This is a genomic window from Paenibacillus jilunlii (assembly GCF_900102965.1).
Taxonomy (GTDB): Bacteria; Bacillota; Bacilli; order Paenibacillales; family Paenibacillaceae; genus Paenibacillus_AQ; species Paenibacillus_AQ jilunlii.
Map to the genome: position 1 here is coordinate 73,657 of NZ_FNGM01000020.1, position 13,291 is coordinate 86,947.

Genomic DNA, 13,291 nt, shown 5'->3' on the forward strand with positions numbered 1-13,291 from the left:
ACAAATTACCCTATTCACATTGATTAAAGCACACCCGCGCTATCCTGACAATGTAAATCCCAGCGCCAATGTCCGGCTTTCTGGCCCCAGCCGTAGCCTTAATGGTATGATGCCGTTAGAAGGCACAGATCGCACCATGCTTTTAACATGTAAAGGAGCAGATTTATGAGCGGCAACTATGATGTAATTATTATCGGAGGCGGACCTTCCGGGCTTATGGCCAGTGTAGCAGCAGCGGAGCATGGAGCTGCAGTTCTGCTGGTAGACAAAGGCTCCAAGCTTGGCCGGAAGCTGGGGATCTCCGGCGGCGGCCGCTGCAATGTGACCAATGTCAAGGAAACCGCTGAACTGATATCCCATATTCCCGGCAACGGGCGCTTTTTGTACAGCGCGTTTGATCATTTCAACAATCTGGATATTATTGAATTTTTTGAGAATCTCGGCATAGCTCTGAAGGAAGAAGACAATGGGCGTATGTTTCCCGTCTCTGACAAGGCCTCAAGCGTCGTGTCCGCGCTCATCCGCAAGGTGCGCAACCTGGGCGTGCAGATTATGACGGACAGCCCGGTGGCGGAGGTTCTCTATGGAAATAGCAGTGTGGAAGGCATCCGGTTAACCTCGGGCAGAACACTCAGCGCCAGCGCCGTAGTCATTGCCACCGGCGGCAAATCTGTTCCTCAGACTGGCTCTACCGGGGATGGCTATCCATGGGCTGAAGCCGCCGGACACACTATTACGGAGCTGTTCCCCACGGAAGTGCCCATCCTGTCGCGGGAGGGGTGGATCAAGTCAGGAGAGCTTCAGGGATTGTCCCTGCGGGATGTGACGCTCACGGTCTGGAATCCCAAAGGCAAGCGGGTCATTGCCCACCGGGGCGATATGATCTTCACCCATTTTGGACTCTCCGGTCCGATTGCACTGCGCTGCAGCCAGTTCCTGCGCCAGGTCCAGCGCAAATCCGGGATAGATACCGTAGAGCTGTCCATTGACCTTTTCCCCGGCCTGAACCCGCAGGAGATGGAAGAACAGCTGCAGAATAAGCTGGAGCTGGAGCCGAAGAAGGCGATCCGCAACTCACTGAAGGGATTGCTGCCGGAGCGAATGATTCCCCTGCTGCTGGCCAAAGCGGGGCTGGATGGCGACACCACCGGGCATCATCTGCCCAAAAGCGGGCTGCAGGCGCTCGCGGCACTTCTGAAGCGGATGCCGGTTCAGGTGTATGGCACCCGCTCCCTGGAGGAAGCCTTCGTCACCGGCGGTGGCGTCAACCTGAAGGAAATCGATCCACGGACCATGGAATCCAAGCTGATGCCCGGCCTGTTCTTCTGCGGTGAAATAATGGATATTCACGGTTATACCGGCGGATACAATATTACCGCAGCCTTCTCCACAGGATATACAGCGGGCAAGCATGCGGCTGAGCAGTACCGGAAATAAGCTGAACTCAAAGAGCAAATTGACCGGCCGCGCTCCAGCAACGGCATTTCTGCCGTTGTTTCTGGCAAACCGGTCGGACGCGCTTCAACAACGGTATTTCTGCCGTTGTTTCTGGGCAAACCGGTCGGACGCGCTTTAACAACGGTATTTCTGCCGTTGTTTCGGAGCAAACCAACCGACGGCGCTTCTACAACGGCATTTCTGCTGTTGTTCGACACAAGTTCGTCCTCAGGTCAGAGAAACAAACCATATTCTAAACAACAAGCCAGCCTCCTATTGTTCAGGAGGCTGGCTTGTTTGGGTATTGTACACTCCCTTCTCGGGGTGTGCTTATTAGAACAGGAAAATTCATTACCTAAAACCGGGTTTGAAATTCCCCAATGTCCAGATCATCCGTAACTCCGGTGAATCTTCAGACCTCTGGCCGAGGTTGTTATCTGGCAAAACGGAACGCGCTGAACATATTAGCGATGAGGTATCCGGCTATGCCGCCAACAGGAATGAACAGCACCAGCCCCAGCCAGCCATAGAGCTGCACACAGATTACCGCCGAGCAGAGCAGGGCAAACGGCAGCAGCAGCAGCGGCAGCGTCTTTGAGCCAGCCGCTGCCTTCTGTTCTTTGGTGAACGGTAAAATCCCGATGTAGTCATCCCCGGAGAACAGCAGCCAGAAGGAGGACAGCCAGTACGACATCAACGCGACCAGCAGTGCGAAGATCAGCCACTTCAATAAGGAAGGAACAATAAACACCGCTATCAGCCCCACACCGGTAAACGACAGATACAGCTTCAAATGGGCCGGGTTCCGCACCAATGCCTTGATGGCCGCCGCTGTGAACCGGCTCTCTGGTGTCTTGGACTTCAGCAACGGCTGCGATTTGCGGAAAATCCACGGTTTGTAGCGTGTAGGCCGCGGTTTATCGAGCACCCCGCGCAGCAGCAGCGCAGCGATTCTCATCCGCTGCTTGTAGTCCTCGCGCACATCATTCATGAAGGTGCCGCGCAGCCGCAAGCGATAGCGGATGGCCCAGACCGTCACAGCTGCAAACACTGCTGTTACAAGCAGCAGCAGCGGCGGGCTGTCTTTCCAGTACAAGCCGGCCCGGATATAGATGGCGCAGGGCACGGTTACCGCAGGAATCAGCCACAGCCAGCGGCGGAAGCCCTGGCGCTGGACTTTCACAATATGCCCCAGCAGCTTAACGCACCAGCTGCAGGCAAGCGTCATAACAAGCAGCGCCCAGGCTGCCGCCGGACTGAAGCCGTAGCCCCGCACGATGAAGGGCAGCAGAATGGCATATACGGCTGCCATTTTAAGAGATGTAACTGCCAGACTGTAGACCGTCCCCCGCAGCACAATCGTTCTGATCCAGCTCTCCCGCTGCCTGAGGAACAGCAGATCCCCTTCCTGGAGCAGGAGAACCAATCCGCCGTTGGCGATGAAAATAGACATCAGGACGAGGATCAATGCAAACGGCAAATCTGCGGTCCAGGAGGGTAACTCATGGTTCCAGAAGCCATAGTAAAAACGTCCGCCCAGCAGACCCCCGGGAATAATAATATACAGCAGCACCGTCCAGTCCGCAGCCGTGCGGATGATTGCCGATTGCTCACGAAAGTGGGATAACAGCCGCCGCTTGAACAGCTTCGGGGCAGCGGGAAAAGCAAATGCTCCTCTGCTCATGTCAATTCATCGAAGCAATCAAACAACGAAGCCTCCGGCAATCCCGCCTTGGCGCGGATGTCTTCCAGTGTACCCGTAGCTGTCATTCTCCCTCCGGAGATCAGCACAAAGCTGTCACAGATCTTCTCGGCGGTGTCCAGCACGTGCGTGGACATCAGCACTCCGGCTCCGCGTCTGCGCTCCGCTTCCAGCAGCCGCAGGAAATCCTTGGTGGCACGCGGGTCCAGGCCGATGAACGGCTCGTCCACAATATAAATGTCAGGCTGGACCAGGAAGCCCAGCATCAGCATCATTTTTTGCTTCATGCCCTTGGAGAAGCCTGCCGGAAGATCATTGCGCACTTGTTCCATGCCAAACTGTGACAAAAGCTTCTCTGCAGTAGCTTCAAAAGTCTCGTAGGACAAACCATAAGCGGCAGCAGCCAGATCCAGATGCTCCCACAGTGTCAGATCCTCATAGAATACCGGCTGCTCCGGCACGTAGGCATAAGACTTGTTCGCTCCGCCGAGCTTCACCTGGGCTTTGGCATGCTTCAGCAGCCCAAGCAGTGTCTTAATGGTGGTGCTCTTCCCGGCTCCGTTCGGGCCGATTAAACCCAGCAGCTGGCCTTGCTGCACTTGGAAGGAGATATTGCTTATTCTCCTATCGCCAGCTTCATAACCCGCCTCTTCAATATAGACATCCAGTACGGTATCCCGCTCCGCACTCTCCTGTTCTCTGTCTCCGGCCGCTTCAAGCTCCGGCCCCTGCGGCGCTTCCGTTTCTTCCATACAGCTCTCCATCTCCTAAACAATAATAGCTTTGGTAGTGCCGGATCATTCCGGTAATCCGATCATATCACCCTCAGCCAGCGTGTACCAGCCTAGGCCAGACGACAGCAGAGTTAACCCGCAGGCCAGAATTTTCACAATTTATCTGCACGCTCAAAAAATTGTTTGATTTTTAATAATTAAAAGTGTGCTCATTGTGACAAATCACATGTTCATTATCCATTCTTTGACGTATTGTAAAGCTAGATCAACAAAATCAGGATTCCATACCGTGTGGGCCAGCCTGCACGATTAACAATAGAGGTGGAGAAGCATGATACAATCCTATGAACGCGACACTCAATTGACACTGCATTTGTACCGGGTTTTTGCCAAGTCCTTCAAGAGCATTAACGAGCATGCCGTAACCGGCAGCAAGATCGAAGGCTTCAATCCTACAGCTTTTGCCGTCATGGAGGTCCTCTATTACAAGGGACCGCAGCCTATCCAGCAGATCGGTGCCAAGCTGCTGCTCCAGAGCGGCAACGTTACGTACGTGATCGACAAGCTGGAAGAGCGCGGCTATCTGCAGCGCAAGCCCTGCCCAAGCGACCGGCGGGTGATCTTTGCCGAGTTGACCTCAGAGGGCGAACGTCTCATGAACGAAATGTATCCGAAATATTCTGAACGACTGCATCTGGCATTTAGCGGACTTAGCGATGAAGAGAAGGAACAGATGATCACCCTGCTTAAGAAGATGGGCCTGCAGGCAGAGAAGCTCTCCCCGCTGCCCCGTAAGTAGAATTAAGGCCACAACGGTTGTGAATCGTTTCACGTTCCAAGGCATTCCTTGCTTATACAGACAGAAACCGGCTGCGCACTCCTGTTCAAGGGAGACACAGCCGGTTTTGTGTGCTTGTTACAGCTTGTGCGGTGACATCACTTAGACTTCCTTCAGAGCAGCAGGCTCCTCCTTCAGTGAAGGCACGCCTTTACGCAGTCCAAAAGCAATCAGCAGCGACAAGACCGCGAATACTGCCATCACGATGAAAAGCGAATGCAGACCGCCCTCCAGCGCACTTTTCAGGCTGCCCCAGGCTTCACTTGAAAGTGCACTCTCCCCCTGCGGATGAAGCAGCTGATTGACATCGGTGCCAGCTTCAGCAGAGCCCGGAGCCCCATCCAGCCGCCACTTCACATTCAAATTCAGCCAGGAGCCAAAAATCGCTACCCCCACCGTCTGTCCAAGTGAACGGGTAAAGGTATTCAGCGCTGTAGAGGCCCCCCGCTGGCTATGCTCAACGGAGGACTGGGCAATAATGGTGAACACGATAGAGGCATAACCGAAGCCCACTCCACAGGCCAGCATCAGGCTGAGGAGCAGCAGCTGCGGGGATTCCGCCGTCATAAATACCAGGCCACCAGCCCCCAGAACAATTAATGAAAGACCCAGCACGCCCGTCTGGCGGGAACCGGAGCGCAGAATCATTCTCCCGCCAGCGAACGAGCCAAGTACCCAGCCTACAGACATCGGAGCCAGCAGCAGGCCCGACAGGGCTGCACTCCCGCCGGTCACCCCCTGCACCCACAGCGGCACATAGGTCGTTAATCCGATAATCAACGTGCTCACAAGCAGATTGGCTCCGGTAGAAACCGCAATATTACGAATAGAGAATAGCCCGAGCGGCAGCATCGGCTCAGATGCACGGCGCTCCACCCGCCAGAAGATGACCAATACCGCGACGGAAGCAGCTAACAGAAACAGCAGCAGTGGAGAAGACCACGGCAGGTTCTGGCCCCCGGTCGTCAGTCCGAAGAGAAGTGCCCCCATCCCCGCGGTGAACAGCAGCACGCCGGGCAGGTCTAGCTTCGCCTTGCGCCGTACGTTTTCTTCCTTCAGGAAACGGGAGATGAAGACAATGGACAGCAGGCCAAAGGGCAGGTTGAACACGAATACCCAGCGCCAGCTCAAATAATCCACTACATAACCGCCAAGCAGCGGGCCTACCAGCGAAGAGATCCCCCAGACGGAGCTCAGCAGCCCTTGGGTTTTGGCCCGTTCCTGAAGGCTGTAAATATCCCCTATGATGGTAAAAGTCATCGGAATCAGCGCACCCGCTCCGATCCCCTGCAGACCGCGAAACACAATCAGCTGCTCCATACTCTGGGCCATACCGCACAGCAGCGAGCCTACTAGAAAAACAGCAACGCCGCCGATGAACACCGGCTTCCGGCCCATCAAATCACTAAGCTTGCCGAAAATGGGCGTTGTCACTGCCATGGCCAGCAAATACGCGGTAAAGATCCAGCTCAGCCACTGCATCCCCTGAAAATCTCCCACTATAGCCGGTCCGGCGGGCCCGGTAACCGTCCCTTCAATCGCCGCCAAAAAGGTAGCCAGCAGCACGCCGGTCAAGATAAGCTTACGTTCTTTTGTTCCTGGTGATATCAATGACTTCAAATCCTCTCTCTATGTATCACAAGCAGAAACGGCTTCGCCTTCTTCAATAGGGGTACCGTTCCAGCGAGAAATATAAGGATGATTTGTGACGTGAAACATATAAATCCTTATATTTGAACAAACGCTTCATAATCCAGGGCCGCGCAGTAATGCATACAGAACCACATCCTGGAATCCGGCATCCGTATGCCGGTATTCACGCAGCAGCCCCTCCCGCTGAAACCCGAGCGACTGAAACAGCCGCTGTGCCCGGATATTGTCCGGGTGGCAGAATGCTTCGATCCGGTTGAGGCCCATCACGGTGAAGCCATAGTCCAGCATCAGTTCCAGCGCCTCGCGCATATATCCGAGGCCCCAGTAATCGGGCTGCAGCTCGCAGCCGATTTCACCCCGGTAAGCCCCCTGCAGCTGCCAGCTGTTATAGCCGCAGCTGCCGATTATGTACCCTTCAGGCCCGAGGATGCTCCAGCGCAGGCTTTCTTCCTGACGGGACATTTGCAGGAGAACGGCAATCAGCTGTTCCGCTTCCTGCGGGGAAGACAGCGGCGGCGCAGCCAGCCAGCGGTTAACCTGCGGATGGGACCAGACGGAGTACAGCGCAGCCGCATGCCCCGCTTCCAGCGCCCGCAGTTCTACTTTTTTTCCCGGCAGGTCGGGAATTACTCCACCAGATACATACACAGCGATCGTCCTCCTTCAATCTTCTTAGTATACATCAAATGGAAGCCTTTCTCTGAAGTGAAGTGTGCCCGCTTTCTGTCGGCATAAAAATAGCGCCTGCCAAGGGGCCCTGATCGCCACCCGTTACAGACGCTGTCTTATTCAAACGCAGCCCCGGCGTTATCCCGAAGCCCCCGCTGCCTTAACTGGTTTCAATACCTCGGTGCACAGCACCTCGAGTTTTCCCTGGATGGCCTTGAACTCCTCAATGCCCGTGCCGGTAAGACTGTATGCCTCTCCATGGGCAGTCAGGAAATTCTCCTGAGAGAGCCGTTCCAGCTCCTGCTTCACTTCGCGTTCCGCCACCCGGTATCCCAGATTCTCCAGCTCCGGCAGCATCTCTGTCAGTGTCAGATCCTTCTCATGGGCATGGTACAGCATATGGATTCCTATGAACAAGTTTTGTACATCGGCGCGCATATTCCACTCCTTCCGGCCTGAAGCCTTAGGTATTTATAACAGCATTACCCTGTGTAGAGATTTCGGAAACATGATCCAAATCCGGCAGACAAGCAAGGCATTGTACCCAACTGCTGATGTAAAATTTATACAATCTGTTAAAATTCCCGGAATGCTTGACGTATCCCGCCGGACTGTACTATGTTGTTAGTTACAGTTATGGATTTATGCTGATTTATCGTACAGGAAGGTGATGCTTCATGTTTCAAGCCATGCCCTATGACGGCACACGCAGCGAGCGGTTCGAATCCGTTCTAAGCCAGCTCGGCGCACTGATGGAAGGCGAGCCGAATGCCACTGCCAATCTGGCCAACGCCTCCGCGCTCCTTAAATTATCACTGCCGGATACCAATTGGGCCGGCTTCTATTTATTCGACGGCAAGGAATTGGTGCTTGGACCTTTCCAGGGGTTGCCCGCATGTATCCGGATTCCCCTGGGCAAAGGTGTATGCGGTACAGCCGCAAGCGAGCGCCGCACACTGGTCGTTGGCGATGTGCATGCCTTTCCTGGACATATTGCCTGTGACGAAGCTTCCAATAGCGAAATCGTCGTCCCGCTGGTCCAAGGCGACCGCCTGCTGGGTGTACTCGATATAGACAGCCCGATCAAGCACCGCTTCGATGATGAAGAACGGCGTTTCCTGGAAAGGTTCGCCGCAATGGTTGCCGATGTTATCTGATTCCTTCATTCCTGAACAGGCAAAAGACCTTCACCGCTCAGAATCCTCTGCGCTGGTGAAGGTCTTTTTGGTGCCGGGCTGCGGGTCAAATTCTTCCCCCTCTTACCCGGCGTTTCCGCCTACAGCTGCACCGGACTGATGTTCCAGATCTCCGATGCATAACGGGCAATGGTATTGTCGCTGGAAAACTTGCCGGAATGCCCGATATTAATGATGGACTTCTTCAGCCATTCCTTCTGATTCCGGTAGGCCAGATCAATATTGACATGGGTCTCGACATAAGAAGCGAAATCCTTAAGTACAAAGAACTCGTCATTATTGTCAATCAGCGACTGGTACAGTGTATCGAATTCCTGGGTATTGCAGCAGATGGGACCCGGCGTAACCAGTTGGTCCAGCACTTCCTTCACACGGCCGTCCCCGTTGTAAATATCACGTGCATGATAGCCCCCGTACTGGTAATAATCCATCACCTGCTCGGCACGCAAGCCAAACAGGAACATGTTGTTATCCCCAACCATTTCATGCATCTCCACATTGGCTCCATCCATCGTTCCGATGGTCAGTGCACCGTTCATCATGAATTTCATGTTGCCGGTGCCGGAGGCTTCCTTGCTGGCTGTAGAGATCTGCTCGCTGACATCGGCAGCCGGAATAATCTTCTCCGCCAGGGACACCGAATAATTTTCGAGGAAAAAGATGCGGATTTTGCCCTTGATCTCCGGATCTTTGTTGACGACATCGGCCACTGTGTTGATCAGCTTGATGATCCGCTTCGCCAGGTGATAGCTTGGCGCGGCTTTGGCTCCAAAGATAAAGGTGCGCGGCACCATATCCATGGAAGGGTTATCCTTAAGCTGATTGTACAGGTGCATAATATGGAGCACATTCAGCAGCTGGCGCTTGTAGGCATGCAGACGTTTTACCTGCACATCAAAGATCGAGTCGGGATCCACCTGAATCCCATGTTTGCTGAAAATGTACTCTGCCAGACGCTGCTTATTGCGGCGCTTAATGCCAGCCACCTGCTGCTGGAAGGAAGCATCCTCGCTGTATTTAATCAGGCCGATCATCTCCTGCGGATGATGAACCCAGCGCGTGCCGATGGATTCATTGATCAGTCCGGCCAGCTCAGGGTTGGCGTGCAGCAGCCACCGCCGGTGGGTGATGCCGTTCGTTTTGTTGTTGAAGCGGTGCGGATACATCTCATTGAAGAGGCGCATTTCGCGCTTCTGCAGAATTTCCGTATGCAGCGCAGCCACACCGTTCACGCTGTGGCTGGCTACAATTGCCAGATGGGCCATGCGCACCTGGTCATCATGAATGATCGCCATTTGATTAATCCGGTTCTGATCCCCCGGATATTTGCTCATCAGCTCGCCGCAGAAGCGGGCATTGATCTCCTCGATAATGAGGAAGATGCGCGGCAGCAGCTCCCGCACCATGCCAATCGGCCATTTCTCCAGCGCTTCGCTGAGAATGGTATGGTTGGTATAGGAAACCATCCGGGTGGTCATGCTCCAGGCCTGATCCCAGCCGAGCCCGTGCACATCCATCAGTATCCGCATCAGCTCCGGAATGACCAGCGTAGGATGCGTATCATTGATATGCAGAGCCACTTTGTCCGGCAGTGATTCAATGCCAAGCCCCGTCTTGCTGTAGGTCCGCAGAATGCTCTGCAGCCCGGCGCTGCACAGGAAGTACTGCTGCTTCAGGCGGAGCAGCTTGCCTTCATACTGCGAATCATCCGGATAGAGGAACTCCGAGATCGATTCCACCGAGCGCTTATATTCCAGAAATTTGTGGTAGTCACTTCCGGCCAGGGAGCCAAACGTCCGCGAAGGCTGGGTAATGGACTCTGCACTCCAGTTGCGCAGGGTATTCACATGCCGGCGGTCTGCTCCGATAATCGGAACATCATAAGGAACTGCGCGCACGGCTTCATAGTCTTTATGCTCGAAGACCAGCTCGCCGTTCACTTCGTCCGTCTCGACATGTCCCCAGAACCGCACCTCCACCTGCTTGTCTTCCCGTCTTACTTCCCATACGTTATCATTCTGCAGCCAGTAATCGGGCAGCTCCACCTGGTACCCGTCAACGATTTTCTGCTCGAACAGGCCGTATTTATAACGTATGCCGCAGCCGTGCCCTGCATATTGCAGGGAAGCCAGCGAATCCAGGAAGCAGGCAGCCAGACGGCCCAAACCGCCGTTGCCCAGCCCCGCGTCTGCTTCCTCCTCTTCCACATCCCGGAGGGAGAACCCCAGCTCCGCCAGTCCGTCACGCACAACCTCAAGCACACCCATATTAAGGAGGTTATTGCCCAGAAGTCTGCCGATTAGAAACTCCATGGAAAAATAGTATACCTGCTTATCCTTATCGGCCTTGAACCTCTGGTTGGTCTCCACCCAGTTCTTCCCCGCATCCTCGCGGATCATGTTGCCGAGAATGTTGTAAATGTCGGCGTTAGATGCTTCCTCCAGCGGCTTGCCCAGTTTCCCGATGAGTGTCTTGCGGAACACTTCTTTAAAAGTCTCTTTATCGTTGAACAACAGCAGGTTCCTCCTGACAAATGCTTTTTTAGTAGACAGGCTTGCGCTTAGATCTTACTGCTCTTGGCAATCACGAATGGACGTTTGCTGTCCCCGACAAGTATCCGGTCCTTGCTCAGATGCACATCTTTATCCATAATGACATTCTCAATCACGGCATTCTCTTCAATGACGCATTTCTGCATAATCACCGAATTGACGATGCGCGCTCCCTTGCGGATCTGCACCCCCCGGAAAATCACGCTGTTCTCCACCGTTCCGGCGATGATGCAGCCATTGGCCACCAGCGAATTGCTGACCTCGGCGCTGTCCAGATAGCGGGTAGGAGCTTCATATTTTATCTTCGTCTGGACCGGGTTCTCTTTGAAGAGTCCGAAATAATTATCCTGCTGCAGCAGGCTCAGACTGTTCTTGTAATAGCTCTCCAGCGAATTGATCACGGCATGATAGCCTGTATATTCATAAGCGGCGATTTTGAACTTGTGGCGGTTCTTCTGGATGGCATCGCGGAAAAAGTAGCTTTCCCCATGGGCAATGCAGTATTCGACCTGCTCCAGGAACAGTGTTTTCTCCATAATAAAAATATCCAGATACACATTGGGATGATCCTTCTCCTGATGGATCTCCGTCACATGGCTGTCTTCATCGACCTCAAGCCGCAGGCACGGATCATGCTCCGGCTGAAGCTGTTCAATCTTCTTGTACACCAGCGTGACGTCAGCACCCTTCTCCAAATGGTATTGATACACCTCCTGGAGGTCTACAGTATTGATATGCTGGCTGCCGGAGAACACGATATATTTGGCTGAAGCCCGTTTGAAGAAATCAAGGTTGTTGTGATAATGCTGCAGATCCCCCAGGGAAGTATCCGTCGGATCATTCCAGTCGGGCGGCAAAATGAACAACCCGCCATGCTTGCGGTTCATGTCCCAAGACTTGCCGTCGCCGAGATGGTCCATCAGCGAACGGTATTTGCGGCGGACAAACAGTCCTACGCTTTCCAGTTCGGCACGCATCATGTTGGAGAGAACGAAGTCGATCAGCCGGTACCGGCTGGCAAAAGGCACAGCCGCACCGCAGCGGAAATAGGTCAGCTCGTTTAAATTGTCCAGTTCATGGTCAAGATTGATGACACCCATGAGTTCTTTCATCGGAATCCACCGTCCTCTGCTGGTTATATGGTTTTGGCTGCAACAGATTTGCGTTTCTTGCTTCGATTGTCAATCAGCAGAATTTCATCCTCGTTCTCACGTTCTATTCCGATCTCCATACCATCCTCAATCACCGTATTCTCGCTGATGATGGCTTTGTGAATCCTTACGTTCTTCCCGATCTTGACCTTTGGCATGATGACAGAGTCCGTAATTACACTGCCTTCACCCACCTCCACGCCGTAAAAGAGCACCGAATGCTTCACCTCTCCATGGACAATGCAGCCTTCATTAATGATGCAGCCCGATACCTTCGCTCCCGGAGCCACATATTGTGCCGGCTGATTCGGATTGCGGGTGAAGATACGCCAGTCCGGATCATTGAGATTCAGGGGCGGCGTATCGCTCAGCAGGTCCATGTTCGCTTCCCACAGGCTGGTAACGGTACCGACATCCCTCCAGTATCCTTCAAAAGGATACGCATACAGGGACTGGCCGTCCGCCAGCATAAGCGGAATGATATCTTTGCCAAAATCATGGGAGGAGCCGGGGTTCTCCCCGTCCTCCAGCAGATGCTTGCGGAGCACCTCCCACTTGAAAATATAGACACCCATCGAAGCCAGCGTGCTCTTCGGCTTGGCCGGCTTCTCATCAAATTCATAAATTTTGAGGTCTTCCTCCGTATTGAGTATGCCAAAACGGCTGGCTTCCTCCAGCGGAACATCGATGACCGATATGGTGCAGTCGGCATTTCTGGCCTTGTGGTATTGCAGCATGGCATGATAATCCATCTTGTAGATATGGTCACCGGACAAAATCAGCACATGCTCCGGATCAAATTGGTCCACAAATTTCAGATTGCGGTAAATCGCGTCTGCCGTCCCCCGGTACCAGCTGCTACCGTTCTCCCGTTCATGCGGAGGCAATACGAATACCCCGCCATCCTTGCGGTTCAAGTCCCAATCGCTGCCTACCCCAATGTAAGAATGCAGCACAAGCGGCTCATACTGCGTCAGCACGCCCACGGTATCAATCCCGGAATTGGAGCAATTGCTCAAAGGGAAATCAATAATCCGGTAGGTTCCCCCAAAATAAACAGCGGGCTTGGCAAGCGATTTCGTCAGCCCCTTCAACCTTTTCCCTTGGCCTCCCGCTAATAGCATGGCTACCATTTCTTTTTTCTTCATGGAAGAGCCTCCTTGACTTATGGGTATTGAAGCATGTGATCCATTAGGTTGAATGATGAATAGTACAGCGTAGATTTAACCCAGTGCAGAAATAGAAATTCCAGAAAGAAGTGTAGCGAAAGAAGCGTCTTGATAGGAAAATGATAAGGTCAAAAACGGGGGGAAACTCATAGAATCGGGACTTATCTCCAGCCCTGAAGAGGACTCCTCA

At 53.6% G+C, this 13,291-nt stretch carries 11 protein-coding genes; 3 read left to right on the forward strand and 8 right to left on the reverse strand.

The window, feature by feature from the left end; all coding sequences use genetic code 11:
• Window positions 1-165: 165 nt before the first annotated feature.
• Window positions 166-1,437: a BaiN/RdsA family NAD(P)/FAD-dependent oxidoreductase gene (locus tag BLQ82_RS25815; RefSeq protein ID WP_062522424.1), complete on the forward strand. Its 1,272-nt coding sequence runs from the start codon at window positions 166-168 to the stop codon at window positions 1,435-1,437.
• Between the two features lie 433 nt (window positions 1,438-1,870).
• Here BLQ82_RS25815 and BLQ82_RS25820 read toward each other — a convergent pair whose 3' ends face one another.
• Window positions 1,871-3,121: an ABC transporter permease gene (locus BLQ82_RS25820; RefSeq protein WP_062522422.1), complete on the reverse strand. Its 1,251-nt coding sequence runs from the start codon at window positions 3,119-3,121 to the stop codon at window positions 1,871-1,873.
• Window positions 3,118-3,891 (reverse strand): ABC transporter ATP-binding protein, encoded by a 774-nt coding sequence (locus BLQ82_RS25825; RefSeq protein ID WP_082722615.1) that lies wholly within the window; start codon window positions 3,889-3,891, stop codon window positions 3,118-3,120. Before BLQ82_RS25825 ends, BLQ82_RS25820 begins: the two co-directional genes overlap by 4 nt.
• A 313-nt stretch (window positions 3,892-4,204) precedes the next feature.
• Between BLQ82_RS25825 and BLQ82_RS25830 the strand changes: the two genes are divergently transcribed.
• On the forward strand, window positions 4,205-4,672 hold the full coding sequence (locus BLQ82_RS25830; protein WP_020428240.1) for a MarR family winged helix-turn-helix transcriptional regulator: 468 nt from the start codon (window positions 4,205-4,207) through the stop codon (window positions 4,670-4,672).
• A gap of 141 nt (window positions 4,673-4,813) precedes the next feature.
• On the opposite strand, the gene BLQ82_RS25835 is transcribed toward BLQ82_RS25830, so the two are convergent.
• The 3 genes from BLQ82_RS25835 to BLQ82_RS25845 all read right to left on the reverse strand — a co-directional run bounded on the left by BLQ82_RS25835 (window position 4,814) and on the right by BLQ82_RS25845 (window position 7,471).
• Window positions 4,814-6,322, reverse strand: coding sequence for an MDR family MFS transporter (locus tag BLQ82_RS25835; protein WP_143013555.1), 1,509 nt, complete (start codon window positions 6,320-6,322; stop codon window positions 4,814-4,816).
• 135 nt (window positions 6,323-6,457) lie between these two features.
• A complete protein-coding gene (locus BLQ82_RS25840) occupies window positions 6,458-7,012 on the reverse strand; it encodes a GNAT family N-acetyltransferase (RefSeq protein ID WP_062522416.1) in 555 nt (184 codons plus the stop codon).
• Between the two features lie 159 nt (window positions 7,013-7,171).
• On the reverse strand, window positions 7,172-7,471 hold the full coding sequence (locus BLQ82_RS25845; protein WP_062522414.1) for a hypothetical protein: 300 nt from the start codon (window positions 7,469-7,471) through the stop codon (window positions 7,172-7,174).
• Between the two features lie 239 nt (window positions 7,472-7,710).
• On the opposite strand from BLQ82_RS25845, the gene BLQ82_RS25850 reads away from it, so the two are divergent.
• Entirely contained in the window at window positions 7,711-8,190 is a 480-nt protein-coding gene (locus BLQ82_RS25850; protein ID WP_062522412.1) for a GAF domain-containing protein, read from the forward strand.
• Window positions 8,191-8,309: 119 nt separating this feature from the next.
• Here BLQ82_RS25850 and BLQ82_RS25855 read toward each other — a convergent pair whose 3' ends face one another.
• From BLQ82_RS25855 to BLQ82_RS25865, 3 genes are read right to left on the reverse strand one after another with little or no spacing between them, the layout of a single operon-like run.
• Window positions 8,310-10,742, reverse strand: a complete 2,433-nt coding sequence (locus tag BLQ82_RS25855) for a glycogen/starch/alpha-glucan phosphorylase (RefSeq protein WP_062522410.1) — start codon at window positions 10,740-10,742, stop codon at window positions 8,310-8,312.
• A gap of 47 nt (window positions 10,743-10,789) precedes the next feature.
• The gene (glgD, locus tag BLQ82_RS25860; RefSeq protein ID WP_062522407.1) at window positions 10,790-11,893 is read right to left on the reverse strand and encodes a glucose-1-phosphate adenylyltransferase subunit GlgD; all 1,104 of its coding nucleotides are present in this window, start codon (window positions 11,891-11,893) and stop codon (window positions 10,790-10,792) included.
• A 23-nt stretch (window positions 11,894-11,916) separates the two neighbouring features.
• Entirely contained in the window at window positions 11,917-13,080 is a 1,164-nt protein-coding gene (locus BLQ82_RS25865) for a glucose-1-phosphate adenylyltransferase (protein ID WP_062522405.1), read from the reverse strand.
• Window positions 13,081-13,291: the final 211 nt, after the last annotated feature.

Excerpts from the sequence above, each read along its gene's own strand:
- BLQ82_RS25815 (WP_062522424.1), top strand. The coding sequence starts at position 166 with ATGAGCGGCAACTATGATGTAATTATTATCGGAGGCGGACCTTCCGGG.
- BLQ82_RS25820 (WP_062522422.1), bottom strand. The coding sequence starts at position 3,121 with ATGAGCAGAGGAGCATTTGCTTTTCCCGCTGCCCCGAAGCTGTTCAAG.
- BLQ82_RS25825 (WP_082722615.1), bottom strand. The coding sequence starts at position 3,891 with ATGGAAGAAACGGAAGCGCCGCAGGGGCCGGAGCTTGAAGCGGCCGGA.
- BLQ82_RS25830 (WP_020428240.1), top strand. The coding sequence starts at position 4,205 with ATGATACAATCCTATGAACGCGACACTCAATTGACACTGCATTTGTAC.
- BLQ82_RS25845 (WP_062522414.1), bottom strand. The coding sequence starts at position 7,471 with ATGCGCGCCGATGTACAAAACTTGTTCATAGGAATCCATATGCTGTAC.
- BLQ82_RS25850 (WP_062522412.1), top strand. The coding sequence starts at position 7,711 with ATGTTTCAAGCCATGCCCTATGACGGCACACGCAGCGAGCGGTTCGAA.
- glgD (WP_062522407.1), bottom strand. The coding sequence starts at position 11,893 with ATGAAAGAACTCATGGGTGTCATCAATCTTGACCATGAACTGGACAAT.
- BLQ82_RS25865 (WP_062522405.1), bottom strand. The coding sequence starts at position 13,080 with ATGAAGAAAAAAGAAATGGTAGCCATGCTATTAGCGGGAGGCCAAGGG.